This window comes from Mesorhizobium sp. GW821-FHT07A06, assembly GCF_059419085.1.
Genome location: NZ_JBWKRC010000001.1, coordinates 254,297 through 279,617 on the forward strand (window position 1 = coordinate 254,297; position 25,321 = coordinate 279,617).

The following is a 25,321-nucleotide window of genomic DNA, read 5'->3' on the forward strand; positions in this document are numbered from 1 at the left end:
CCCGCTTAGAAAGGGAACCGGCGCTTCACTTCCGGAGTTGTTCCAGCTCAATCCAGACCTATCTTAATCCGGTATCGACACCGGATTTTTCCACGAGGGAGTACTACCCATGGCTTTTGAATTGCCCGCTCTGCCTTATGACTATGAGGCCTTGCAGCCTTACATGTCGAAAGAGACGCTGGAGTATCACCACGACAAGCACCACAAGGCCTATGTCGACAACGGCAACAAGCTGGCCGCCGAGGCGGGCCTTGGCGACCTGTCGGTCGAAGAGGTGGTCAAGCAGTCGTTCGGCAAGAATGCCGGCCTCTTCAATAATGCCGCGCAGCATTACAACCACATCCATTTCTGGAAGTGGATGAAGAAGGGCGGCGGCGGCAACAAGCTGCCTGGCGCGCTGCAGAAGGCTTTCGACAGCGATCTCGGCGGCTACGACAAGTTCAAGGCCGACTTCATCGCGGCAGGCACGACACAGTTCGGTTCGGGCTGGGCCTGGGTTTCGGTCAAGGACGGCAAGCTGGCGATCTCGAAGACGCCGAACGGCGAGAACCCGCTCGTTCATGGCGCCTCGCCGATCCTCGGCGTCGATGTCTGGGAGCATTCCTACTACATCGACTATCGCAACGCGCGGCCGAAATATCTCGAGGCGTTCGTCGACAGCCTGATCAACTGGGATCACGTGCTGGAATTGTACGAAAAAGCTTGATCGACCTGCAGAAAAGCCCCGGCATTCCGGGGCTTTTCTTTTTGGAGAGCCGAGATCTCCCCAGTCACTCACCGTTCGGCAGAATCGGTCGGAGGAAGGGAATAATCCGTCCGCGTCATCCGTTAACGTCGAGTCCTGAAATGCCTTCATCATGGAGCCAAATGAATGAGAAAGCTTGTCATCGCCATCTCAACGCTCGCCTTCGCCGGTTCGGCGGCCTTTGCCGATCCGATCCTCGACCGGCAGGCTCTGATGAAGGAGCGCGGAAAGATCGTCGGCGGCCTGTCGAAAGTGGCCAAGGGCGAGGAGCCCTTTGACGCCGCTGCCGTGCTGACGCAGTTGCAGGCGCTGCAGGCGAATGCCGAGAAGTTCGACGTCGATGCCTTGTTCCCGAAAGGCAGCGATACCGGCGACACCACGGCGGGGCCGAAGATCTGGGAGGACACGGCCGGCTTCAAGGCCGCCGAGGACAAATATCTCGCCGACGTCAAGGCCGCGGTCGCCGCGGCTCCCGCCGATGCCGACGCGCTGAAGGCCCAAGTCGGCACCCTCGGCTCGGATTGCGGCGCCTGCCATCAGGGCTACAGGATCAAGAAGGGCTGATTGCCTGATATGGCATGGCTGAAGAAGCTCGTCGGCGCGGCCCTTGTTCTGGGCGGTGTCGGCGCGGCCGCTGGTTGGCTTTTGTCGGCGCCGGTCAGGCTGGATAAGACCGCCCTGGCGCAACTCGGACCGGGCGATGCTAGCCGGGGCAAGCGCATTTTCTATGCCGGCGGCTGCACATCCTGCCACGCAAAGCCCGGCTCGCAGGGCGATGCGCGGCTTCAACTGGTGGGCGGCCTCGAACTCAAGACGCCGTTCGGCACCTTCGTTCCGCCCAACATTTCGCAAGATCCCAAGGACGGCATCGGCGCATGGTCGGTCGAGGATCTCGCCAACGCCATGCTCAAGGGCGTGTCGCCGTCTGGCGAGCATTTCTATCCGGCCTTTCCCTACGCGTCCTACGCCCGCATGAAGCCGTCTGACATTGCCGATCTCTATGCCTTTCTGAAGACGCTGCCCGCGGTCGCCGGCAAGGCGCCGGCCAATACGCTGGCTTTCCCATTCAACATCCGCCGTGGCATCGGCCTGTGGAAACGGCTCTATCTCAGCGATCAGCCTGTCATTGCGTTCGCCAATGGTACGCCTGATCCGGTCATGGCCGGGCGCTATCTGGTCGAAGGACCTGGCCATTGCGGCGAATGCCACACGCCGCGTGATCTCGCGGGCGGGACCAGGAAAGGCGAGTGGCTGGCGGGTGCCGTGGCCGCAGAGGGCTCAGGCGTCGTACCCAACATCACATCGGGCAAGGGCGGCATCGCCAACTGGTCGGAAGCCGACATAGCCAACTATCTCGAGACGGGCTTCACGCCCAACTTCGATTCCGTCGGCGGCGCCATGGTCGACGTGCAACGCAACATGGCCGAGCTGACCGCCGGGGATCGCGCGGCGATCGCCGCCTATCTCAAGGCAGTACCGCCGCATCCCAATGGTTATCCGGCGCGCAAGCCGGCTGCGAATTGAGTGTCCAGGCCCAGATCATTTTCGCCAGCGCGTCGAACAGCGCCAGATTGAATCCTGGGCGTCGTCGACGATGGCATCGGACGGTGGCGAAAACTTCGCCACCACCATCCTGTCGGGCCGGGCAATCGAAATCTCCAGGCCCGGCTTTTAGGAGCCATGTCCCTATTTTCAGACTAGAGGTGCCGGTCGCCGAGGAAATCGAAGCCCGTCTCGAAGAAAAGATTGTAGTTGCAGGTCAGTTCCTCGCCGGGTGCGATGTCGCGCAAGGCGTATGTTTCCTCGGGCGAGGAGACATCGCAATTCGGCTCGTCGTCATGGTTCATGTAGCGGGCGTCGTCGGCTTCGAAGACGATATAGGCCGGATCGCGCCGGTCCGGGTAGGAATAGCGGTCGAGATAGTTCTTCACCGGCCCGGTTTCGCCCTCATAGGTCTCGACATCGATGATCCGATCGAAGCGGGGGTCGAGCTTCCAGATCAGCGTGCCCTTGGGGATGTGGTGCTTGGCAAAGACGCCAATGCCCTGGATCGGCGATTTGTCGAGATAGACGTCGACGAGCAGCATGGCATACCCCAGTAGCAAACATGGCAAGCGCGGCTTGCGAAAAGCCGCGCACTGGTTAGCGCGGGGCTGGCACAATTGCGAGCGCAAATAAGCAAAGCGGAATTCAAAAAGTCATGATCGCCGAACCCAAAAGTGAACGTGCTGTCCGAGCCCTCAGCGTTGCTGCAACGCCAGACGTACGCCCAGGGCGCAGTAGATGCCGCCGACAATCTTGCCCTGCCATTTCAGCACGGTCGGATTTCGGCGCAGGAAACTGCCGAGGCGACCGGCGCTCACGGCAAAGACGACCGTGCTGAAAAGACCGAGCACGACGAAGACAATTCCCAATACGGCCAATTGAAGCATCACCGTTCCGTTTTCGGGTCGCACGAACTGAGGCAGGAATGCCAGGAAAAACAGCGCGGTCTTGGGGTTGAGCACTTCGGTCAGGACAGCCTGCCGAAACGCCTTGCCGGCGGAGATGGCGAGCGCGCCGGCAGAGGGGTGGGCCGGCGTTTTCTCGATGATGGCGCGAATGCCGAGGTAAACAAGGTAGGCCGCGCCGATATACTTTACGATGCTGAACAGCGTCGCCGACGTGGCGATGATCGCAGAGATCCCGACCATTGCCATGACAGTGTGAAATATGTCGCCGGCCGCGATCCCGGCGCCGGTCGCGATCCCGACCTTTGTCCCCGAACTCGTTGCCCGGGCGATCGTCAACAGCGTGGCCGGACCCGGGATGAAGACAAAGCCGAGCACGACGGCGACATAGGCAATCAACGTGGACAGATCGATCATTTGAGTGTCGCCCCGGCAAGCTGCGCCTTGCCCGTTACCTTCAGCGCGAAGGCATAAGTATAGGCGATCTCTTCCAGGCGTGAGAACCGGCCGGACGCACCGGCATGGCCGGAATCCATGTTGATCTTGAACAGCACCGGATTTTCGCCGCTCTTGCGGTCGCGCAGCCGCGCCACCCATTTGGCCGGCTCCCAATAGGTGACGCGCGGGTCGGTGAGGCCGGCAAGCGCCAGGATCGGCGGATAGTCGAGTGCCGCGACATTGTCGTAGGGCGAATAGGCGGCGATCGTCCGGTAGTCGTCGGCGGACGCGATCGGGTTGCCCCATTCCGGCCATTCCGGCGGCGTCAGCGGCAGGGTCGCGTCGAGCATGGTGGTGAGCACGTCGACGAACGGAACCTCGGCGACGATGCCGCCAAAGCAGTCCGGCGCCATGTTGGCGACGGCGCCCATCAGCATGCCGCCGGCCGAGCCGCCTTGCGCGACCATGCGGTCATGCGCGGTATAGCGTTCGGCAACGAGGTGGCGCGCGCAGGCGATGAAGTCGGTGAAGGTATTCATCTTGTGCTCACGCTTGCCGTCATCGTACCAGCCGTAACCCTTGTCCTTGCCCCCGCGCACATGGGCGATGGCAAAGACGAGCCCACGGTCGACCAGCGAGAACCAGTTGGTGTTGAAGGCGGCCGGCACGGTAATGCCATAGGAGCCGTAGCCGTAGAGCAGGCAAGGTGCCGATCCGTCCAGTCGCGTGTCGCGGTGGTGCAGAAGCGAGATCGGCACCAACTCGCCATCGGCGGCGGGGGCCATCAGTCGCCTTGTGACATAATGGTCCGGATCGTGGCCCGACGGCACTTCCTGGGTCTTGAGCAGCACCCGCTCGCGGGTGCGCATGTTGTAGTCGAAGACCTGCGACGGCGTCGTCATCGACGAATAGGAAAAGCGCATGATGTCGGTATCGTATTCATAGGAACCCGACAGGCCGAGCGAGAAGGCCTCCTCGTCGAATGAAATCAGGTGCTCCTCGCCACTGGCGCGATCCCGCACGACGATGCGCGGCAGGCCCTCCTTGCGCTCGAGCCGGACCATATGGTCCTTGAAGCCGATCACCGACAGGATCAGCCGGCCCGGCTCATGCGGAACCAGCTCCCGCCAGTTGGCGCGAACTGGATCGCTTGCCGGCGCCGTCATGATCTTGAAGTCCTTCGCGCCGTCCGCATTGGTCAGGACGAAGAAGACGTCGCCGCCTTCCTCCAACTCATACTGAAGCCCGGTTTCGCGCCCGCAAACCAGCCTCGGCTCGGCAAACGGATCGCTGGCGCTCAGCAGGCGATATTCCGAGGTCTCGTGATCGTTGATGCCGATCATGATCCATTGGTTGTTGCGGGTGCCGTCGACATTCATGAAGAAGCCGGGATCGGTTTCCTCATAGATCAGGCGGTCGTTTTCAGGGTCTTGTCCCAGTGCGTGGAAGAGCACCTTTGACGGCCGGTGGTTGGGGTCGAGGCGCGTGTAGAAGAACCCGTCATTGCCCGCGCTCCACACGCCCGAACCGCCGGTGGCGGGAATCTGGTCGGCCAGTTCCTTGCCGTCGGCAAGGTCGCGCACGCGCAGCGTGTAGAACTCGGAACCCTTGTCGTCGAAGGCCCACAACAGCTTGCCGTGATCGGCCGAATGGTCGACACCGCCAAGCCGGAAATAGGCTTTGCCTTTCGCCTCCATGTCGCCGTCTAGCAGGATCTGCTCAGGCCCGCCGTCGCGCGACATGCGGAAATAGCGCGGCTGCTCGCCGCCGAGCTTGAACGAAGAACCATAGGCATAGGGCCCGTCCTTCATGGGAACCGATGAATCGTCCTCCTTGATACGGCCTTTCATTTCCTTGAAAAGCTGCTTCTGCAGATCCGATGTGTCGGCCATCAGCTTCGACTGATAGGCGTTTTCGGCTTCGAGTTCGGCGCGGATGGCCGCATCGAGCAGGGAAGAATCCCTGAACATCTCCTGCCAGTTGTCGGCCCGCAGCCATGCGTACTCATCGGTTCGCGTGATGCCATGATGGGTATCGGAAACCGGCCGCTTCTCGGGCGTTGGCGGGCTGACGATCGGAAATCGGGGAGTCTTGGTCATTGCGTCTCGCTGGGGGATATCTTGAATGGTGAGTGAACACGCCGATCAGGGTGGGTTCAAGGGTTGCAGCCTAGAGGTGGTGTCGGCTCCTTGAGATGGGCCGGGAGGAAAGATGATGACCATTCGGTCTCGGATTGCGGCGACTTTCGCCGCTGCTTCGCTAACACTGGTCTTTGCTGGCCAGTCTCATGCGACCGTATTCGCGGCTTGGCAAGTGGCCAATGTGCCGTTCGGCGACACGCTCAACGTGCGTAAATATCCATCAGCCACATCCCGGAAGCAGGCCGCATACCCGAACGGTACCATCCTGCAAATGACCGGACGATGTACCGATGGCATAAACCTGCTCGACATCGTCAATCAACCTGCATGGAAGCAGCGGCAGACTGTTCGCTATCGCTGGTGTGAGATCTGGCATGATCCGGCCAGGAACGGCACCTTCGTCACGGGCTGGGCCCATGGCAAGTTCATCACCCCGTATTGATCGAGCGGCATCGATTGGCCCCGAGGCGGCAGGCTGGCGGACATGCCGCCTGATCGCCTGCATGAAAGGTGGGCGGCAACCTATGGTTTCGCGGGCGGATGTGACAACCAAGACTGTTCACGCGATGGCAAAGCAAACCGGAGCATTGAAAGCCTGTTTTGTGAGTTGTCGCGAATGTAACGATGATCTGACGTAACGTCAGCCTTTGTCGGTTTGGCGCGCGAAATATCGGAAAATACATAACGCACGAAAGATTGAAGCTGACTGGCCAATATTTGATCAACTTTCGCAAATACAACGCGAAGAGCGAATTGACTTACTTGCTCTCAGGTCGCATTGATGTGACCTTGACACGAATCACTGAAATTCTACCTTCATAAAATTCGTGCAATGCCCTGCCTGAAAAGGGGCGCAAACCGATGTAACTCTTGTTGGGGCCTGAAGATCATGGATATTGTCGAAACACCTTCCAGAAACAATGATGCGCTGATTGAGCTGACCGCCGATGTGGTGGCCGCCTATGTCAGCAACAATCCCGTACCGGTCGGCGAACTGCCGAACCTCATATCCGATGTCCATGCCGCTCTCGGGCGCGTGGGCGGAACCGCCGAACAGCCCCCTGCCGACAAGCAGAAGCCGGCTGTCAATCCGAAGCGCTCGGTCCATGACGACTACATTGTCTGTCTTGAAGACGGCAAGAAGTTCAAGTCGCTCAAGCGTCACCTGATGACCCACTATGATCTGACGCCGGACCAGTATCGTGAAAAGTGGAACCTCGACCCGAGCTACCCGATGGTTGCCCCGAACTATGCGGCGGCCCGCTCGCAGCTTGCCAAGAAGATGGGCCTTGGCCGCAAGCGCAAGGCGCGGTAGTCGCCGCTGTCAGGTCGAAGCGACGTTGACGGCGCCTCCGGGCGCCGTTTGACTTTTGGGGAGAGGCTTGTTGTGGCCGACAGGGGCGTCAGGCGGTTTGCCTGAGTGCCGCCTCGGCATCGCGCTTGATGCGCTTGACCATCGAGCGGAGACCATTGGCGCGCTGGGGCGACAGGTGTTCGTCCAGTCCGAGCGCCTTCAGCGTCGCTTCCGCATCGGTTTTCTGGATTTCGCTGGCGGTCCTTCCTGAAAACAGCGCCAGCATGATCGCGACCAGCCCGCGCACGATATGGGCGTCCGAATCGCCGGTGAAGGTAATGACCGGATCGCTGCCCGGTCCCTTTTCGGTGGTCAGCCAGACCTGGCTGACGCAACCTGGCACCTTGTTGGCGGCGTTGCGTTCCGCATCGGGAAAGGGAGGCAAAGCTTCGCCGAGCTCGATGACGTAACGATAGCGGTCCTCCCACTCATCGAGGAAGGAGAAGTCATCGCGGATCGTCTGGATCGTGGTCGCCATGACCCGGATATAGTCATGCGGCAGTGCCGCGTCACGGAAAAAACAAGAACACCGCGGGCGTCGAGAGGGCAGACGGCCCGCGGCGTGCCGTCGAGACGGCTTAACTGTTCATGGGCAGCCTAGTTCTTTACCGGCAGGTTGACGGTCTCGGGCAGGACGATCTCTTCCGGCACGCTGCCCGTCATTGTCGAGGTGTCGGGGCCAGCGGACTTGTCGTCCAGCATGGCGGCCGCGATCTTGGCCGTCTCCTTGGCGCGTGCGGTGATGGTGTGCATCGCCGATTTGCCGGTTTCACAGACATCGGGCTTGCGCTCGCAGATGCCGGCAATGTCACCCACCGCGTCGCGTGCCGCGAACAGGGCCTGGATCGGCCCGACGCTTTCCTGCCCGGGTTCTTCGGAACCGACACTCAGCGGCAGCGCAAGGAGCACCAGTGAAAACCAGAAAGCCATTCTTATCAGGAAGAACATGCCTCGCCTCTCGTCGTGACCGGATCATGCATCATGTGGCATGACCTCTTTTATGGGCAGGATCTTGGCACACAGGCACAAAGGACGGCTTGCAGGTTCGCAGAGAATTTTCCTCAAATTTTAGGCAAATTCGAAACAAAGCGTTTTGCAGTGGATTTGTCTCATATCGGGAGGATTTTCGTTACCATCTGATAACCATCCATCTGCTTGTTTCTATTCATGTTTCCTCGGATTGGGGCGGTTCTCTTTCCATCGACGGTCCGCTGACGTCGGGCGTTCGGAGATAACCCTCCATTTACTATGGCGGCATTTGCCCGGGTTTTCGGCCGCCTCCGTCCCGATATTTGCCGCAGGCCGGGCTTTGGTCGGCCCTGCCTTATCCATTCCTTAAACGCTGGATGAGAGTTTCAGAGCCAATCAAAACAATCTGCAAAGGCAGAGCTGTTCACGACGAGTGCGAGTGCGTTGAGTTGATGCCAATCAAGGCCAGATACGCTGAATTGCCTGGCGCGATTGCCGCCGGTTGCGAACGTATGGTCCATCCCTCCATTCTTGGGCAGAGCGGCCGCGAACGCCAACGCCGTTTCATCGGCGTCATGCTGGCGGCGCCATTCTTTGCCGCTGGTGCGGCTGTCACGCTGGTCACATCAGGCATGGGCGCCGCTGTGACCATGGCCGCCATCTTCGCCGCCTTCGGTCTTTGCTGGTTCGTCGCCTTGCTGGTGGCGGCAACCGGCAAGATGGCCGCGGCGGCCCCGATCGCCCTGGCGATGGCGGCTGTTGCCCTTGGCGGCCTCATCGCCGCCGCCGGCGGGTTGAGCTCTCCCGTCGCCATGCTTGCCGTGGCGCTGCCTTTCGAAGCCTGGTGGATCGGCGCTTCGCGGCGGGCGGCCCTGTGGGGAGCGGTCTCGGCCATTGCCGCCATTGCCCTTCAGCCTCTGGCAGCGGCCTTCCTGCCCTTCGCGGGCGCGCAGATCGTGGCCTGGCATTGGCTGGTGCCGTTGGCCTGGGCCCTGACGCTCATCCCGCGCGTATCGGCGTTTCGCGATAACACCGGTGCGGCTGATGCGCTGGATCCCGGCGACCGGCTGGAAGACATCATCGACGCGGTGATCCTGCGGGTCGCTCGCCACGGCGAAGTCCTGGACGCGTCCGCCAAGGCGCGCACGCTTTTGAAATTGCCGCCTGAACTGCTTTCCGGAACCGGCTTTTTCGACCGTGTCCATCTGTCGGACCGTGTCTCCTATCTCAGCGCTCTTGCCGACATGCGTGATGGTGCCCTGTCGCGCCGCCTCGAACTGCGCATCAGGCTGCCCCAGAACGGCAACGGCCAGAATGACAATCGCCAAAATGACAGCCGCTTGATGGCCGACAATTATCGGCCGTTCCTGCTCGAACTGGTGCGCGGTGAGGAGCAGGGCGATGTCTTCACGCTGGTCCTGCGCGAAAATGACGAAACTGCCCGGCTGCGCGGGGAACTCGCGCAGGCCAATGAGATGGCAGCCGCCGCCGAAGTGGCCAAGGGACGGTTCCTGGCGGTGGTGAGCCATGAACTGCGCACGCCATTGAACGCCATCATCGGCTTCTCGGACATGCTGCTGCATGAGATGTTTGGCGCCTTCAAGGATCCGCGCCAGAAGGAATATGTCGGCCTGGTGCGGGATTCAGGCCAGCACCTTCTGGCCGTGGTGACATCCATACTCGACGTGTCGAGGATCGAATCGGGCGCCTACACGGCGGAACCGGAGCCGTTCCGGTTCATGGAAGCCGTCGAGATGTGCCAGTCGATGATGCGGCTGCAGGCGCAGGCCAAGAACATCGACCTGCAAACGCAGATCGCTCCCGACGCCGGCGACATCAACGCCGATCGCCGCGCGGTGCAGCAGATCCTCATCAATCTCGTCTCCAATGCGATCAAGTTCACGCCCGATGGCGGCGATGTTGTCGTTGGTGCCAAGCGCATCGGCTCGCGCCTGCATTTCTGGGTCAGGGACACCGGCATCGGCATCGCCGAGGAGGACTTCGCCAACCTCGGCAAGCCTTTCATGCAGATCCAGAACGACTATACGCGCCGTTTCGAAGGAACCGGTCTTGGCCTTTCACTGGTGAAGGGGCTGGTGGCGCTGCACGAAGGCACCATGTCGATCGAAAGCATGCCGGGCGAGGGCACCACGGTGACCATCAGCCTGCCGGTCAACGGGCCGAAGGGGCGCCCGGCGAAGGAGACAGCGGTGCTGACGATGCCGGTGACGAGGGCGAAAGGGGACAGAAGTGGCTCGCTCCGCAAAACAGCCTAAGGCGGTCAAACGCCGCAGCAACGCCTTCCAGGACGGCGCCTTGGCCGTCGGCGGCATGATTTCGCGCAACCCGGTCCTGGTGGGTGGATCGACGGCATTCCTGGTGACGCTGTTCTATGTCTCGGCGAATGCGCTGTGGTATCAGCCTTTCCCGCATGCGGGGGCGTTCTTCGCCACCCGCAATTTCCAGGGTTTTCCGCGCACTGCCTCTGACGAGCCGGAGACGACGATCAACATCGTGCGGCCCAACGCCGCGCCCGCCCCGATGAAGGGCGACCCGGTGGTCGAGCAGGTGCAAGGCATATTGAAGGATCTCGATTTCTATTCCGGCACGGTCGACGGCATTTCCGGCCCCAACACGCGCAAGGCCATACAGGCCTACCAGCAGAAGGTCGGGCTCAACGCTACCGGCGAGATCGATGCCTTGTTGCTCGATCAGCTTGGCGCAACGCCGAAGACCGCCTCCGTGCCCAAACCGCAGCCTCGCCCGGATACGCAGGCCGCCGTTCCGGTGTCCCTGCAGACAAATTCCGGGCAGGCGATTGCCGGACAGACGGATACCGCCCCGGCCCAGGGACCCGACCCCCGCATCGTCAAGATCCAGGCCGGGCTCAAGGCGTTCGGCAATGACGACATGCAGCTGGACGGTGTCGTCGGGGCGCGCACCAAGGCGGCGATCAAGGAATTCCAGTCGCTGTTCGGCCTGCCGCAGACCGGCGAACCCGACGAGATCGTCTACGTCAAGATGCGCGAGATAGGCCTGACCAACTGATCGGGAAATGACGGCTCGCCGAGCGGCGGAATTATCGCTAGATAGCCCGCACGCTTTCGGAGCTGTCTCATGCGCGTCACATCGGATCTGTGGGTTTCGGCCTTGGTGCGCCGCGTTTTCGGCGCCGGCGGATTTGCCGCCGTGGTCAACCGTGGCGCAACCGAGGCCGGTGCTGTTTTCGTGCTGACGCGGGGCAGGCTGGGTGACGTCGCTCTCTACGGGCCCGCGCCGCAGACAAGCTATGATTCGGCCAAACCCGATGATCGTTTCTTCAGCCTTCTCGGCGCCAGCGATGATCCGGCCGTGCTCGATGCCCGTCTTGAAAAGGAAAAGAAGTTCGATCCGGACATCTGGGTGGTCGAGATCGAGGCCGGGACCGTTCCGGTGGAAGAACTTATTTCCGTGAAGACGCCCTGAGGAGGGGGGCGACATCGTCGCTGTTCGAGGCCTTGCGGCCGTCGCGATTCGCCGACGAGGCGTCACGAACCATCCTGGACACGGTCTCGGCCTTCCATACCCGCACCTTGTCCAGTGCCACATCGCGATGCAGCAGGCGGTAGCGGTCGAGATAGGTGCGGATGGCCTGCGGATGCGGAAACAGGCTGGGATAGATGGCGACCGTGATCAGGAAGGCCCGGTCCTCGCTGAGGTCGAGCGAACGCAGCGCCGCAAGCAATGAGGAGTAGCTCTGGTTGGCGGTCAGCGAACGCGCGGTCGAGAAATCAATGTCTAGGGCATCCGCAAGCGCCGTTTGGAAGAACGCGGCGTTTCCCGTCAGCGCCGTCTCGCGCAGTTTGACATAGGTATCCGAACCGGGGAACGCATCGACCCTCGCCGCCAAGGCTTCGTCGCCGGAGCGCATCATGGAGCGCAGCCTGCGTCGTGCATTCTCTGCGGCAATGCCGGGAGCCTGTTGTCTTGTCGCGCTGTCCTCTGCCGCTTGCGCATTGACGGGCGCGGCGGCTGGTTTCGTGGGGGCCGATACCTCCGGATCCCGCACCCGCACCAGCGTCGGTCTTTCGAGCACTCTGATCAGATCAGCGATGGTCGGGTTCAGGTCCTTGCGGCGCGCGATGGCGCGCGCATGCGGCAGTCCGTGCCGACCGATCAGCGCGATCAGGTCGATATCGCTGACGGCGCGCGAGCGGATCAGCAGCGGCGCGGCAATGTCGACCGGTTCCTCGCACAGGCGCCGCACCAACGCGGCGGGGGCATATTCGCATTCGGAAAGGGCGGCGGCCACGTAGCGTCGCGATTCGACGGACACATCGTCGAACAGCGGCAGCGTCAGGTCCTCAAGCTGGCCGATCTCGCGGCGCGATGGGCGCGTCAGCGAGCAGAACGCCGACACCGCGGCGCGGAACAGCCTTTCGGCCTTGCCCGATTCCGTCCGTATCGCGATTTGCCTGAAGTCCGAAGATGACACGAAGGATACCCGATACTCGATACACAGCCTTGATCACGCTCAACCGGGACCATGTCGGTTTGGCGATTGCCTCGGTCAGAACGTCCAGACCTCAAGACAAAGATCAAGTTAGCGGTGATCCGTTAGCGTTCCGTTAACCCTCTGCCGGCCTTAATGATATTGGAGGCGTTGCGTTGTGCTCCGGGGAAACCGAGAGGAATGCGCGAATCATGGGCATGGTACTGTCTTTCGTGCCGCGTGCGGCACCGACCAATCGAGCCAAGCAAACCACCGAAATACCGGCGGCGGTCATTATCTTTCCCGGCATCCGCTATGAGCGGTCCAGCACCGGCGAGGCGCGGCCTGCCGGACCCGACAAGCCGGGATCGCCACGGACGCCGGTGCCGCATCACTGAGTTTTCCTGACGCGGCAGACTGGCTCATCAGGCAGCATTCGCCGCCGGCTGTTCTGATACGGATATCAGGCCCCGATCCGGCCTAGAAATCCTGCAGTTCGCAGGAACTCTGATCGAGAAAGCGCGACACGATCGGCTTCCAGCTGTCGTCCGGTACGAAGCTGCGGATGACGAAGATGCCCTCGTCGATCGGCGCCTCGACGAAGATCGCCCCCTGCAGATCCTCGGGCAGGTCCTTGCGCACATCGATCATCTGGGCTGGCGTCAGCACCACGGCATCGAGCTTGCCACCGGTCGCCGTATGGTCGTTGAAGGAATAGACATTATGGCCACTGCGGTCATAGACCGAGACCGACCAGAAGGGGACGTTCCCCGGCGCCTTGATCCGAACCATTCCTTCCTCCAGGTCGAACCGGCAGGCCGTGGCATAGAATAGCGGGTCGACCGATTTCACCACCGGCGCGCCGCCCGCCTCGGCATCGAGCCGATTCATTCTGTAGAGATCGGACGCCATGGACAGGCGCGACCAGGCGTCGCGTTCAGAAAACTCCGGCACCAGAAGCAGCACCACGATGTGCACGATGCCGGCGCCGACAAGGCCGAGCAGGACGGCATGGAAAAGACGGCGCAGCGCGGCTGGGACATTACGCATCGCAGCCGGCCTTCACGATCCTGGGCAGCGAAACGTCCGACAGGCCGGTGCTGCTGGCGATCGGCGTGTCGTAGAAGGTCAGGACGAAGTACATCCGGCCGGAACCGTCGGTCAAAAGCCAGTTGCCGGGCATCGGGTGATGGCTGACCGAAATGATCACCGAATTGTCGGCCTGGCGCAGCACCTCGTAGGACTGAAGGGCCGCAAGCCGCGGCTTGCCGGTCTCGACGACGCCGAGCGATTGATCGGCGGCGTAGAGCGTCCAGAAGCGGGCTGTCGGAAATCCGCCCTCTATCCTGTAGCTGCATTCCCGCTTGAGCTGGTCGCCCGCGGCATCATTTTCCGCGACGAAGGACAGGCCCTCGGCGCGGCCGAGCGCCAGCACGCCCTCGCGCGCCACGCGCGCCTTGGAATAAGGGTCGGCGGCCGGTGTGCCGATGTCGGGGAAGGCGGTCCATTGGCCGATGCGGATCGCCCCGACGCCGTCCTGGATCTTCAGCGCATACCAGACGCTGGCGCCGCCGCCGCCAATGGCTATGGCAAGCGAAAGCAGCATCAGGAAGGCATTCTTGAGCATGAAGGGCCGCGTGCGCGAAGGATTGCCGTTCGGGGATATCGCGGCGCGGGGTCTCGTGGCAAGCCGGCGTGGTGGATTTGCACCTCGGCTGGCCCGCGCCGGGGCGGATGTCACAGTGCCGAAAGCGTTTCGGGCGGGGTAGGTGCGTCGAGTTTGGGCGCCGATTGGAACAGCTGGGTCATATCCCTCAGCGTCTGCGTGGTCCGGCTCGACAGCACCGGCGGGCGTTCGGCCGCCGCCTCGGCCGCGGCCTGTTCCTCGCTCTTCTTCTGCGCGTCCGCGGCCTTGGCCGCGATCTGCTCGTCGACGAACGGCTTGTCGATACCCGGGATCGGCTTCAGGTCGATGTTCTGGTGCGCGTAGACCATCAGGCGCTGCCAGACCATCGCCGGCAGCGAGCCGCCGGTCATGTTCTTGGTCGGGGTAAAATCATCATTGCCCAGCCACACGGCCGCCGTGTAGTTGCCGGTGAAGCCGACGAACCAGGCATCGCGGTAGGATTGCGTCGTCCCGGTCTTGCCGGCGACGACGATGTTGGGAATCTGGGCACGCCGCGCCGTACCCATCACCGGTACTGCCGTCAGCATGGTGTTCATGGATTTCAGTGCCTGCTCGGAGAGCACCCGGTGTGGCGGCGGCGCATCCTTGGTCCAGTCATACACCACGTCGCCGGTGCGGGTGACGAGCTGGGTGATGCCGTGCCGGGAACCGACGAAGCCGTTCTGGGCGAACACGCTGTAGCCCGTCGCCTGGTCCATCACGGTCATGCCCGAAGTGCCGAGCACCATGGTCTTGTGACCCTCCAGCGGCGATTCCACCCCGAATGATTCCGCCATCGCCTTGATCGGACCGATGCCGAGATGGTCCTTGGCCAGCCGCACCGGCACGGTGTTGATTGACTTGGCCATCGCCATCAGCAGCGTGATGTTGCCCGCCGACTCGCCACCGTAATTGTGCGGCGACCAGTTGCCCCAGCTGATCGGTCCGCCCGAAATGACAGAGTTCGGTGTGAAGCCGTGTTCCATCGCCGTGGCGTAGACGTAGGGCTTGAACGAAGAGCCGGTCTGGCGCAGCGCCTTGGTGGCGCGGTTGAACTGGCTGGCGCCGTAGTCGCGGCCGCCGACGATCGCCCGCACCGCGCCATTGGTCTCGATGACGACCACGGCGCCTTCGGTGACGTTGTACTCCTTGCCGAACTGGCGCAGGTGGAACTCGACGGACTCTTCCGCCGCCTTCTGGATGTTGGCGTCGAAGGTGGTGTGGGCAACCAGCGAGTGCTGGCCAGGCTTGGCGATCTTCTTGACCTCGTCGAAGGCCCAGTCGAGGAAATAGTCGGGGCTCTTCTGCTCGCCGCGATCGACAACGTCGGCCGGGTGCAGCCTTGCCTGCAGCACCTGGCCTTCGGTCATGAAACCGGAATCGACCAGGTTGGACAGCACCACATTGGCGCGGGCACGCGCTGCCGGCAGGTTGATGTGCGGTGCGTATTTGGTCGGCGCCTTGAACAGGCCGGCCAGCATCGCCGCCTCCGCAAGGTTCAGGTCCTTGACGCTCTTGCCGAAATAGAAGTCGGCCGCCGCCTCGATGCCGAACGTGCCACCGCCCATATAGGCGCGGTCGAGATAGAGCTGCAGGATTTCCTTCTTCGACAGATTGGCTTCGAGCCACAGCGACAGGAAGGCTTCCTTGATCTTGCGCTCGAAGGTCCGTTCATTGGTCAGGAACAGGTTCTTGGCCAGCTGCTGGGTGATGCTGGAGCCGCCCTGGACGACCGAGTTCGCGCGTACATTCTCGAAAATCGCGCGCGACAGGCCCAGAACATCGATGCCGTAATGATCGAAGAAACGCCTATCCTCGGTGGCGAGCACTGCCTTGATGACGTGATCGGGCATCTCGTCGACCGGCACCGAGTCGCGCTGGATGATGCCACGCTGGCCGATCTCGTTGCCATAGCGGTCGAGGAAGGTGACGGCGAAATCGCCCTGGGCGCGCCAATCGCCGGCCGTATCCTGGAACGCCGGGATGGCCAGCGCCAGCATGACCACGATGCCGCCGGCGCCGAGCGTAAAACCTTCGCTCAAGATCTCGATGATGCCGCGCCGCCAGCCCTTGAGACGGAAGCGCCGCGAGAAGATTGTCGCCGCCTCCCAGAACTGGCGCGCCTTGAACCCGATCTCGTAGAGCGAGGAATCGATCCAGGCATCCAGCGCCAGAAGGCGGGAGGCGATCGGACCTCTTCTCTTGCGCGGTTCAGGGCTGACCATTCAAAAACCCGGCTCGGCTGTGGCGCGACCTGAAAACCGCAAGCGGGCAATTTCAGGGCGGCGCCCTGTTTGGACTATTCATCCATTTTGCCGACGCTCACAAGGGCGGCGAGGACACAGCCGCAAGGTTTGTTGATGGCGGAGCGGGGGAACGGCCGTAACCGATCGCCCCGCCTGGAAGGCCTGCGCTATTCAGGCCGCTTCGCGCTTCAGGGCCTGCGCCATGCAGTGGATGCCGCCACCGGTCTTGGAGATCTCGCTCATGTCGACGGCCGCGACCTCGAAGCCGCGCGCCTTGAGCTTTTCGATCAGCGTCCTGCTGGAGGTCGGCGCGATCACCCGGTCCTTGCCGAGCGACATGAAGTTGCAGCCGAGCGCCATCGTGTCCTGGAAGGGGACATCGATGATCTCATGGCCCTTGCCCTTCAGCCAGTCGACAATGCCGGGCTCGGTGCAGGCGAGGCAGACCGCGGTGAGCTTTTCGGCGATCGGCACCACCATCAGGTCGATATGGACATAGTATTCGTCGATGAAGGCGATGCGCGTCTCCCAGCCCTCCTTGTCGAACCAGGCCTGTACCTGGCGAGCGCCTTCCTCCTGCGTGCGGGCGCCGCCGCAGCCGATCAGCACCACACCATCCTCGATGACGTTGAAGTCGCCGCCCTCGAAGGTACCCGCCGTGACCATGTCGTAGATCGGGATGCCGAGCTTTTCGTAGGTGCGGATGGCGGCGTAGTTCTCGCCGCGCCGCCACCAGTTGGCCATGGCGGTGATGATGGCGCCATAGGGCGTCATGACGCTGGAATCGCGGGAATAAACCTGCATCGGCAGTTCCGGCGTCGGCTCGTGCCAGTGGATGTTCACGCCGAAATGCTCATAGGCGGCAACCAGGTCCTTGTGCTGCGCCTGCGCGATCTGGACGTTGCACGGCGCCTCGCGCAAATGTTTTCGTGACAGGGAACTGGTCGACAGATGGCGCAGGAAGTTCGGCGATCCGAGCAGCACGTCGGTCAGCACGTCGGTTTCGTTGGCGAAGCCCCAGGCGGTCAGCGGCTTGGTGCCGCCGGCCGGATTGCGGCGCTGCAGCGAAAACGGCTCGGCGACGATGCGATCATGAACGGTCATGGTGTTCTCCTCGTGGGCTTGTTCTCAAGGGTTGGTCGGGTCATGCGTTGCTTGGGATCCACCAGTCGCGGCCGCGCGCCGTGGTGACATATTCCGGCCAGCGGAAATTGATCGGTGGTTCGTAGTCGCAGAGCGGCGCGATCCAGTTCGCGCCGCCAATGCCGCCGCCGGTGCGAGTGACGAACTCATCCATCGCCGCATCGCGGGCTTTTCCGTCTTCGAGCAGGCGCAGCGCCGACAGCGCGACCGTCTTGGCCGCACAGGTGACCATCGGGTCGACGGTGGCGGAAATGCCGCCCAGCGCATTCATCACCCAGGAGGGATAGGCGTGGCCATTCGCCGAGCGCAGCGCCGGGCGCGCGACATAGAAGCGCGCGGTCGGCGCATGCCAGCTCATGTCGGTGTAGTCGTCGGAGGTCGAATTCACCTGCGAGGGCGGCAGGTCGCGGCGCAGGATCGCTTCGGCCTCTTGCGGCGAAATCAGCCTCTCCAGCTCATCGATGAAGGGATTTTCGGTTGCCGCGCCACCGGCATTGACCTGGATTTCGCGCGCGACCGCCTTCGCGGGCTCGTCCCAGTGTGGTGCTCCGACCGTCGAGAGCGCGTCATAGGCGATCCCGGCCATGGCGTGATTGGCCAGCCCGGGCCGCGACTTCGACACCCAGTGGCGCTCGTATCGACAGCCGCTGATCGCGGCGGCGGCCGCGGCGTTGCGATCGAGCACGGCGGTGACCTGTTCGGCCATGCCGATGGTCGGGACGCGGATCATGTACTGGATCTCGGCCAGCCCCGCCGGCAGATTGTCGGCGGTTGCCTGGCCGGCGGTCAGGATCGCCTCGCTGATCGACCAGCCGCCCTGGTGCGGCAACATGGAATCGCGCAGCGCCTTGGAGGCCATGTACATCGTCATCAGCGCGTCGTTGGCGCCGGGCGCCCGCACGGCAGAATGCGCCTGCGGGATCGGTGCTCCATCGCCCGCGCGAACCCAGCTTTCGGGCTCGTCGCACACGAAGCGGTAGATCATGGCGTAGGCAGCGCCGCAATGCGTGTCCCAACGCGCCGTGTTGCAGAGCGGCAGCATGTAGAAGGGATGGAAGGAGATCATGCCAGCAAGGCCGTCATAGTAGCCCCTGGCCGCATGGATCGGCTTGGAGCCGCGTACCTTCTCCGCCGGCTCGCCGGTGAAACGCAGCGTGCCTGGAATGCCGTGGCGCTGCATGGCCGCCTTGGTCGCAAGCAGGCCGCCGAGGCTTGCCATGCCGAGCCCCGAATGCGGATCGGTGTGGCCGCCGGCCTCGACGCCAAGGCCGGGCCGTGGCTGTTTTACCGTCACCGCGTCCTGGCAATTGCCGGGCACGGCGTCGTACTCGGCATACATGCCGATCGTCGGCCCGGCGCCATTCGTCCAGTGAGCGCAGAACGCCGTCGGCATGCCGCCCGAGCCTTCCTCGACGGAAAAGCCCTCATGCTTCAGCCGCGCCACATACCAGGCGGCCGACTGGTACTCGCGCCAAGCGGTCTCGCCGAAATCGAAAATGGTCCGCGTCCATTCCGACAGCGAGGGCTGGATGCCATCGAGGCAGGCAAGCGCGGTCGCTTGCGCTGATGTCGTCACCGGTTTGTCCATGGCATCAAAGAAAGCAGTGAAGCGGCTCGCCAAAAAGTGATATGTTTTCCCGGTTCGTGCAAATTCGGTTCACCTCTTGAGAATTCCCTCCACACAGGCGCTGCGCGCCCTCGACAGTTTCGCCCGCCACGGCAGCGTCTGGCGCGCCGCCGACGAACTGCACCTCACGCGCAGCGCGGTAAGTCACCAGTTGCGGCTGCTTGAGCGCGACCTCGGCTTCGATCTGCTTGAGCGCATCGGCAAGGGCGTCGCGCTCACCCCGCGCGGCCAGCGCTATGCCAGTGACGTGCGCAAGGCGCTGACCGTTCTCGGAGATGCGGTGACGCGCGATGCCGGCACCGGCGTCGGCGGTTCGTTCGCCGTCTCCTGTACGCCGGGCTTCGCCTCGCTTTTTCTATGCACCCATATTGGCGAATTCCGGCAGATGTACCCTGATGTGGCGCTGCGTATCCTGACGCCCAGGCGGCTCGACGATGTCAGCAACGCGGAGGCCGACGCCTTCATCGCCTTTGGCGTCGGCAACTGGCCGAACCGCATGGCCGAGCTGCTGTGCGAAATTTCGTTCACGCCGCTCTGCAGCCCGACGCTGCTGAACAAGGTCGGCGGCTTTTCGAAACCGGCGGACGTGTTGCGGGCCAACCTGCTCCATCTCGATGATACCGAGGATTGGGCGCGCTGGCTGGCCCTGTCCAAGGTCGAAAACCCCGACACCGAGGGCGGCATCTTCTTTTCCGACATGAACCTCGTCTTCTCGGCGGCGATAGCCGGCCAGGGCATCGCCATGGGCGACGAACTGACCAGCCGCCGGGCACTCAGCGAAGGCCGGCTGGTCCGGCCGTTCGACATCGCGATCAAGTCGCCGCGCTCCTATTTCCTGGTCTCCGAACACGCCAAGGCTTCGCACCCGGTGCTGGATGCGTTCGCGGGGTGGCTGAGGTCGAAGCTTTCGGAGAACCGCATTCAGCCCTATTGAGGGCGAAATGGCGCCAGCCGCCCAGACGTGAATCAAATTTGCCGATCAGGCGAAAACTATTCGGTTGCGGTGAGCCGCCGGCCTGCCTACGATTTCCACCTGGGACTGAGGAAGAGGCAGGATGCAGCAACCCGGCCGGGCCGCAGAGATCAAGGCAATCGGGATCGGCAAGAGCTTCGGCTCGTTCCGTGCGTTGGACAATCTGACGCTCAATATCGGCCGCGGCGAGTTCCTCACGCTGCTCGGCCCCTCCGGCTCGGGCAAGACTACCTTCCTGATGATCCTGGCCGGCTTCGTGCAGCCGACCGAGGGCCGTCTCCTCAGCGATGGCGCTGACATCACCAACCGCCCGGCCGAGCAGCGCGCCGCCGGCATGGTGTTCCAGGGCTATGCGCTGTTCCCGCATATGAGCGTCGAGGCCAACATCGCTTTCCCGCTCAAGGTCCGCAAGAAATCGGCCTCCGAGATCAAGAAGCGCGTCGGCGAGATGATCGAGCGCGTCGGCCTGATCGGCCACGAGAAGAAGCTGCCCGCGCAGCTCTCCGGCGGCCAGCAGCAGCGCGTGGCGCTGGCCCGGGCGCTGGTGTTCGAGCCGGGCGTGCTTTTGCTCGACGAGCCGTTCTCGGCGCTGGACAAGAGCCTGCGCGGCCAGATGCAGGCAGAGATGAAGCGCCTGCACCAGGAAACCGGCACCACCTTCGTCTTCGTCACCCACGACCAGAGCGAGGCGCTGGCGCTGTCCTCGCGCGTCGCCATCTTCAATCATGGCAAATTGCTGCAGGTCGGCGCGCCGGACGAAGTCTATGACCGGCCGGACAACCGCTTCGTCGCCGAGTTCCTCGGCGAAATCAACATGTTGCCGCTGAAGGGGGTTAGGCCCGCGGACAATGGCTCGACGGGCCTTTGCGAGGACCGCGCGGTCAGCATGCACTGCAAGGCCGAGAAAGTCCGTGGAGACGCCATCCTGGCGATCCGGCCCGAACACATGTCGATCGCGCGCGAGGCGGCGGCCGGCGAAAACGGCATTGCCGCGACCGCCATTGCCTCGACCTATATGGGTGCGGCGACCAAGCTCGACCTGACCACGCGGCAAGGCGCGAAAGTGACCGTCTCGGTGCCGAACGAGGTCGCGGCCGCGGCGCTGAGCAAGGGCAATTCCGTCTGGCTGACCTGGCCGGCGGAAAAGGGTTTCCTCCTTCCGGATGGAGGACAATGAGCGCCGGCGCGGCTTGATCCGCCGCACCGGCTTCCGGATTGAAATCAACTAAAACAAAGGGGAACTGACATGAACGACACCAAGAAACAGGCAATCGAAACGCTGTCCGAAAGGACCAGACGCGGCGAGATCTCGCGCCGCCAGTTCACGCAGTTGGCGGCCCTCGTGCTTGCCGGCACGCCGATGCTGCTGCGCTCGACCGGCGCCTTTGCCCAGGCCAAGGAACTGGTGCTGGTCAACTGGGGCGGCGACGCCATCACCGCCTATGATGCGGCCTATGGCCAGGCCTTCACCAAGGAAACCGGCATCACCGTGAAGATGGACGGCTCGGGCCCGACGGAGGGCGCCATTTCGGCGCAGTTCAAGAGCGGCGCGCCGACCTGGGATCTGGTCGACGTCGATCCGTTCTCGGCCATCACGCTCGGCGCCCAGGGGGCGCTCGAGCCGATCGACTACAAGATCGTCGACAAGACGAAGATGCGGCCCGGCTTCGGCTGGGAGTATGCCGCCTCGACCTATTTCTTCTCCTATGTCATCGCCTACGATTCAGAAAAATACGGCAAGGATGCCCCGACAGGCATGGCCGACTTCTTCGACGTGAAGAAGTTCCCCGGCAAGCGCTCGCTCTACAAATGGGGCGTGTCGAGCTGGGAAGCGGCCCTTCTGGCCGACGGCATCGCGCCGGCTTCGCTCTATCCGCTCGACCTGAAGCGGGCACATGACAAGATCGCCGCCTTCAAGGAAAATGTCGTCGCCTACTGGGGCGGCGGCGCCGAGAGCCAGAGCGTGCTGCTCAATGGCGAGGCCTCGATGGCCATCGTCTGGTCGACCCGCGCTTCGCTGATCGAGCAGGATTCCGGCGGCAAGATCAAGTTCATCTGGGACCAGGGCCTGATCTCGCCCGGCGCGTTGGCCGTGCTCAAGAACAACCCCGGCGGCAAGGACGCGGCGATGAAGTTCATCGCCAGCGCACAGGATCCGCAAAAGCAGCTCGTCATGTTCGAAAAACTCGGCCAGGGTCCGGCCAATCCGGCGGCCGACGCGCTGATCCCCGCCGACAAGAAGCGCATCAACCCGGTCGATCCCGAGAACATGAAGAAGCAGATCGCGCTCGACATGGAGTGGTACGCCAAGAACTACGGCGCGGCGCTCGACGAATACACCAAGATCATCTCCGCCTGACAGCGGATGCTGACCTGAGATGAGAGGTGTTCTCTCCGACAGGATGGGCGCGGCGCTGTTGATGGCGCCGCTGCTCCTGTTCCTCGTCCTGGCCTATGCCTGGCCGTTTCTCGGCGTTGTGAAGTGGAGTTTTACTCTGCCGACGCCGGGGCTTGGCCAGTATGAAGCGTTGCTCACCGACGATCTGGTCCAATCGGTGTTCGTCCGCACGCTGCGCATCGCGGCGATCGTCACTGTCGTTTCCGTCGCCGCAGCCTATGCCATCACGGTGGTCTGGGTGCGCGGCAGCCCGGCGCAGCGCCTCATCGCCGAGTTCTGCATTCTGGTGCCATTCTGGATCTCGGTGCTGACCCGCGCCTTCGGCTGGGTAGCGCTTTTGTCCAATCGGGGCCTGATCAACACCTGGCTGCAATCGATTGGTTTCATCTCCGAACCGCTGACCCTGGTGCGCAACGAGTTTGGCGTCGTCGTCGGCATGACGCATTTCCTCATTCCCTTCGCGGTCTTTCCCCTGGCATCGGCCATGCGCAGCCTCGACGACCGCGTGCTGCTTGCCGCGCGCGGGCTGGGCTCCAGCCGCATGCGCACCTTCTGGACGGTGTTCGTGCCGATGACGCGCTCCGGCATCATAGGCTCGGCGCTGATCGTCTTCGTCTTCTCGCTCGGCTTCTTCGTCACGCCGGCGATCCTCGGTGGCGGCCGCAGCGTAATGATCGCCGAACTGATCTATCTCAGGATTTTCCAGAGCCCGGACTGGGGGCTGGGGGCTGCGATCAGCGTCGTGCTGGTGCTGTTCGTGGGCGCGCTGATGGCGCTGCTGTTCCGCTATGTCAGACCGAAGCAGTTGATCTGATGCCGACCTATCGCCCCGGGCCCGTTTCGCTGATCATCGCCGCTCTGGTGGCGCTGTTCCTGCTGATGCCGCTGCTCGCCGTCATTCCGGTGTCGCTGACGCCGAGCCGCATGCTGGCTATGCCTTCGGGTGAGCTGTCGCTGCGCCACTATCGATCGCTGATCGAGGACCCGCGCTGGATCCAGTCGATCCTGCTGTCGATCCGGATCGGGATCGTCAGCAGCGCGATTTCCACCGTGCTGGCGCTCTGCTTCAGCCTCGGTGTCTGGATGTTCCAGCCCCGCTTCACCGCCGCGCTCGTGGGGTTCGTGCTGTTGCCGATGGTGGTGCCGCCGGTGGTCTCGGCGATCACGCTCTACTTCCTGCTGACCTCGATCTCAGGCGTAAGCTCGTTCTTCGGCTATGACACCTGGCTCGGCGTCGCCATGGCGCATTCGGTGATGACGGTACCCTTCGCCACGGTGCTGATCCTGGTCTCGCTCAGCCAGATAGACCGGCGCATCGACCTTGCGGCGAGGGGGCTAGGCGCCAGTGTCTGGGAGCGTGCCACCCGCATCATCATGCCCAACATCAAGTTCGGCATTATCACCGCGGCGCTTTTGTCCTTCGTGCTGTCCTGGGAAGAGATTGGCGTTACCTTGTTCATCACCTCGGTCAATGCCATCACGCTGCCGCGCCTGATGTGGATGGGCCTGCGCGACAACATCGACCCGGCGATCGCGGCCCTGTCGGTGATCCTGATCATCATCACAGTGCTGGTGCTTGCGGTGCGCAGCTTCGTGGTCAGGTTGCGGACCGGAGCCTAGCTAGACAAACCGTACCGACACGCGGCCGAACCGGCCCAAATCGCCAATCACTTCGTCGCCGGCCTCGACGCTTATCGGCGTCACGCAGGTGCCTGTAATCACCACCTGCCCCGGCTCAAGTGCCATGCCCAGGCCCGACAGTTCATTGACGATCCATGTGAGCGCGATCCAAGGGTCGCCCAGCACTGCCGCGCCCGTTCCATCGTGCCGCGATTTGCCTGAAACGAACCCGATCACCGGGTGCTCCGCGAGGTTCACGTCGCGCCAGTTGTCTTCTATAGACTCGCCGATGACAAACAGGTTGGCACAGGCGTTGTCGGCTATGAGCTGCGGCGCTCCGACGGCGCAGAAATCATCATAGCGTGAGTCCGGTATTTCGATCGCCGGGTGCAAGGTCGCCACGGCATCCATCACCTCGGCGATTTCATAGGGTACCGAACGCGGTGGCACCTGGTGGCCGAAGCGGAAGGCGAATTCGATCTCCGCCACGCGCATCTTGCTCGTCGCGAGCGAAACGGTGCCGCCAACCTCGACCGATTTCTCGGCGATGAGACGCCCGGCCATCGGGCCGTCGACGTTGATATGCCTTTGTCCGGCGAGGCTGGTTGCTGCAATCTTCCAGCCGAAAAGCGGGGCCGCTGAGCGATCCATCACATGCGACTGGATGGCGTAACCGTCGATCCGCGTTCGCGGCCGCAACTCGAGGGGTATGGCGTCGAGACGGGTGCCCTTGTACCAATGGTCCACCAGCAACCGGGACGCGGCTCTGGCCTTTTCTGGATCGAGCATCGTCAGCTCCGAAATCTGCGGAAGATGCCCCGTTGCCCGGCCAGAACCGGCAAGGAACATTCCATCGTGGACCGGTTCCATATGAGGCAAGATCGCGCGATCAGGCAAGCGGGACACCAAATTCCTGCGCCGCCTGCCGGGCGGCGCCGATGCTTGATGCGCGGCTTGCTAGTCCGGCTCTTCCGCGTCTACGGTTGGATTGTCGGCAAGTCGTATTTTCGAGATCATCGGCACTTATGATTCTTATAACGAATCGCCATCGTTTTCCCGTAGCCAACGCTATATCCGGCA

26 protein-coding genes are annotated in these 25,321 nt (G+C 62.8%); 14 read left to right on the plus strand and 12 right to left on the minus strand.

All coding sequences use genetic code 11. The annotated features are described in order from the left end of the window. The first annotated feature begins 109 nt into the window (after positions 1-109). The 3 genes from AC07SZ_RS01195 (at position 110) to AC07SZ_RS01205 (ending at position 2,269) form a co-directional block, all read left to right on the plus strand. Entirely contained in the window at positions 110-706 is a 597-nt protein-coding gene (locus AC07SZ_RS01195) for a superoxide dismutase (protein ID WP_056563640.1), read from the plus strand. A gap of 165 nt (positions 707-871) precedes the next feature. Further along, on the plus strand, positions 872-1,309 hold the full coding sequence (locus AC07SZ_RS01200; RefSeq protein WP_056563637.1) for a c-type cytochrome: 438 nt from the start codon (positions 872-874) through the stop codon (positions 1,307-1,309). 9 nt (positions 1,310-1,318) lie between these two features. Further along, positions 1,319-2,269 (plus strand): cytochrome c, encoded by a 951-nt coding sequence (locus AC07SZ_RS01205; RefSeq protein ID WP_494913622.1) that lies wholly within the window; start codon positions 1,319-1,321, stop codon positions 2,267-2,269. 173 nt (positions 2,270-2,442) lie between these two features. On the opposite strand, the gene AC07SZ_RS01210 is transcribed toward AC07SZ_RS01205, so the two are convergent. From AC07SZ_RS01210 to AC07SZ_RS01220, 3 genes are all read right to left on the minus strand, one after another. Then, a complete protein-coding gene (locus AC07SZ_RS01210) occupies positions 2,443-2,832 on the minus strand; it encodes an SET domain-containing protein (RefSeq protein ID WP_056563632.1) in 390 nt (129 codons plus the stop codon). A 153-nt stretch (positions 2,833-2,985) separates the two neighbouring features. Next, on the minus strand, positions 2,986-3,612 hold the full coding sequence (locus AC07SZ_RS01215) for a LysE family translocator (RefSeq protein ID WP_056563629.1): 627 nt from the start codon (positions 3,610-3,612) through the stop codon (positions 2,986-2,988). Then, positions 3,609-5,732, minus strand: coding sequence for a S9 family peptidase (locus AC07SZ_RS01220; protein WP_056563627.1), 2,124 nt, complete (start codon positions 5,730-5,732; stop codon positions 3,609-3,611). Before AC07SZ_RS01220 ends, AC07SZ_RS01215 begins: the two co-directional genes overlap by 4 nt. Before the next feature lie 115 nt (positions 5,733-5,847). Between AC07SZ_RS01220 and AC07SZ_RS01225 the strand changes: the two genes are divergently transcribed. Next, complete coding sequence (locus AC07SZ_RS01225; protein WP_056565603.1) at positions 5,848-6,216, plus strand: SH3 domain-containing protein; 369 nt, start codon at positions 5,848-5,850, stop codon at positions 6,214-6,216. 447 nt (positions 6,217-6,663) lie between these two features. Next, a complete protein-coding gene (locus AC07SZ_RS01230) occupies positions 6,664-7,089 on the plus strand; it encodes a Ros/MucR family transcriptional regulator (protein WP_010915014.1) in 426 nt (141 codons plus the stop codon). 88 nt (positions 7,090-7,177) lie between these two features. Here the strand turns inward: AC07SZ_RS01230 and AC07SZ_RS01235 are convergent, their stop codons facing one another. After that, entirely contained in the window at positions 7,178-7,606 is a 429-nt protein-coding gene (locus AC07SZ_RS01235; protein WP_056563624.1) for a SufE family protein, read from the minus strand. A gap of 119 nt (positions 7,607-7,725) precedes the next feature. Continuing rightward, positions 7,726-8,076, minus strand: coding sequence for a DUF5330 domain-containing protein (locus AC07SZ_RS01240; protein WP_056563621.1), 351 nt, complete (start codon positions 8,074-8,076; stop codon positions 7,726-7,728). A gap of 533 nt (positions 8,077-8,609) precedes the next feature. Here AC07SZ_RS01240 and AC07SZ_RS01245 point away from each other — a divergent pair. The 3 genes from AC07SZ_RS01245 to AC07SZ_RS01255 all read left to right on the plus strand — a co-directional run bounded on the left by AC07SZ_RS01245 (position 8,610) and on the right by AC07SZ_RS01255 (position 11,562). Then, positions 8,610-10,373: a sensor histidine kinase gene (locus AC07SZ_RS01245; protein WP_494913032.1), complete on the plus strand. Its 1,764-nt coding sequence runs from the start codon at positions 8,610-8,612 to the stop codon at positions 10,371-10,373. Next, positions 10,348-11,145 carry a peptidoglycan-binding domain-containing protein gene (locus AC07SZ_RS01250; protein WP_494913033.1) on the plus strand — a complete coding sequence of 266 codons (798 nt, stop codon included), beginning with the start codon at positions 10,348-10,350 and terminating at the stop codon, positions 11,143-11,145. Before AC07SZ_RS01245 ends, AC07SZ_RS01250 begins: the two co-directional genes overlap by 26 nt. Positions 11,146-11,214: 69 nt before the next feature. Further along, on the plus strand, positions 11,215-11,562 hold the full coding sequence (locus tag AC07SZ_RS01255; protein WP_172374145.1) for a DUF1491 family protein: 348 nt from the start codon (positions 11,215-11,217) through the stop codon (positions 11,560-11,562). Here the strand turns inward: AC07SZ_RS01255 and AC07SZ_RS01260 are convergent. Further along, positions 11,540-12,571, minus strand: coding sequence for a hypothetical protein (locus AC07SZ_RS01260; RefSeq protein ID WP_494913034.1), 1,032 nt, complete (start codon positions 12,569-12,571; stop codon positions 11,540-11,542). The genes AC07SZ_RS01255 and AC07SZ_RS01260 overlap by 23 nt on opposite strands. A gap of 209 nt (positions 12,572-12,780) precedes the next feature. Here AC07SZ_RS01260 and AC07SZ_RS01265 point away from each other — a divergent pair, with 209 nt between their 5' ends. Beyond that, positions 12,781-12,966, plus strand: a complete 186-nt coding sequence (locus AC07SZ_RS01265) for a hypothetical protein (protein WP_056563609.1) — start codon at positions 12,781-12,783, stop codon at positions 12,964-12,966. An 82-nt stretch (positions 12,967-13,048) separates the two neighbouring features. On the opposite strand, the gene AC07SZ_RS01270 is transcribed toward AC07SZ_RS01265, so the two are convergent. The 5 genes from AC07SZ_RS01270 to AC07SZ_RS01290 form a co-directional block, all read right to left on the minus strand. Then, positions 13,049-13,618 carry a DUF1254 domain-containing protein gene (locus tag AC07SZ_RS01270; protein WP_056563599.1) on the minus strand — a complete coding sequence of 190 codons (570 nt, stop codon included), beginning with the start codon at positions 13,616-13,618 and terminating at the stop codon, positions 13,049-13,051. After that, entirely contained in the window at positions 13,611-14,195 is a 585-nt protein-coding gene (locus tag AC07SZ_RS01275; protein WP_172374143.1) for a DUF1214 domain-containing protein, read from the minus strand. Before AC07SZ_RS01275 ends, AC07SZ_RS01270 begins: the two co-directional genes overlap by 8 nt. Positions 14,196-14,305: 110 nt before the next feature. Next, positions 14,306-16,459, minus strand: a complete 2,154-nt coding sequence (locus AC07SZ_RS01280; protein ID WP_056563592.1) for a transglycosylase domain-containing protein — start codon at positions 16,457-16,459, stop codon at positions 14,306-14,308. Between the two features lie 192 nt (positions 16,460-16,651). Beyond that, positions 16,652-17,584 (minus strand): dimethylarginine dimethylaminohydrolase family protein, encoded by a 933-nt coding sequence (locus AC07SZ_RS01285; protein ID WP_056563588.1) that lies wholly within the window; start codon positions 17,582-17,584, stop codon positions 16,652-16,654. A gap of 40 nt (positions 17,585-17,624) precedes the next feature. Continuing rightward, entirely contained in the window at positions 17,625-19,211 is a 1,587-nt protein-coding gene (locus tag AC07SZ_RS01290) for a zinc-binding metallopeptidase family protein (protein ID WP_494913035.1), read from the minus strand. Positions 19,212-19,287: 76 nt separating this feature from the next. On the opposite strand from AC07SZ_RS01290, the gene AC07SZ_RS01295 reads away from it, so the two are divergent. The 5 genes from AC07SZ_RS01295 to AC07SZ_RS01315 all read left to right on the plus strand — a co-directional run bounded on the left by AC07SZ_RS01295 (position 19,288) and on the right by AC07SZ_RS01315 (position 24,241). Further along, the gene (locus AC07SZ_RS01295) at positions 19,288-20,184 is read left to right on the plus strand and encodes a LysR substrate-binding domain-containing protein (protein WP_056563585.1); all 897 of its coding nucleotides are present in this window, start codon (positions 19,288-19,290) and stop codon (positions 20,182-20,184) included. Between the two features lie 121 nt (positions 20,185-20,305). Beyond that, the gene (locus tag AC07SZ_RS01300; RefSeq protein WP_494913036.1) at positions 20,306-21,400 is read left to right on the plus strand and encodes an ABC transporter ATP-binding protein; all 1,095 of its coding nucleotides are present in this window, start codon (positions 20,306-20,308) and stop codon (positions 21,398-21,400) included. 69 nt (positions 21,401-21,469) lie between these two features. Next, on the plus strand, positions 21,470-22,582 hold the full coding sequence (locus AC07SZ_RS01305) for an ABC transporter substrate-binding protein (protein WP_056563580.1): 1,113 nt from the start codon (positions 21,470-21,472) through the stop codon (positions 22,580-22,582). A 19-nt stretch (positions 22,583-22,601) separates the two neighbouring features. After that, the gene (locus tag AC07SZ_RS01310) at positions 22,602-23,435 is read left to right on the plus strand and encodes an ABC transporter permease (RefSeq protein ID WP_172374138.1); all 834 of its coding nucleotides are present in this window, start codon (positions 22,602-22,604) and stop codon (positions 23,433-23,435) included. Then, positions 23,435-24,241: an ABC transporter permease gene (locus AC07SZ_RS01315; protein ID WP_494913037.1), complete on the plus strand. Its 807-nt coding sequence runs from the start codon at positions 23,435-23,437 to the stop codon at positions 24,239-24,241. Before AC07SZ_RS01310 ends, AC07SZ_RS01315 begins: the two co-directional genes overlap by 1 nt. On the opposite strand, the gene AC07SZ_RS01320 is transcribed toward AC07SZ_RS01315, so the two are convergent. Next, a complete protein-coding gene (locus AC07SZ_RS01320; RefSeq protein ID WP_494913623.1) occupies positions 24,242-25,030 on the minus strand; it encodes a 2-keto-4-pentenoate hydratase in 789 nt (262 codons plus the stop codon). Between the last annotated feature and the right edge of the window lie 291 nt (positions 25,031-25,321).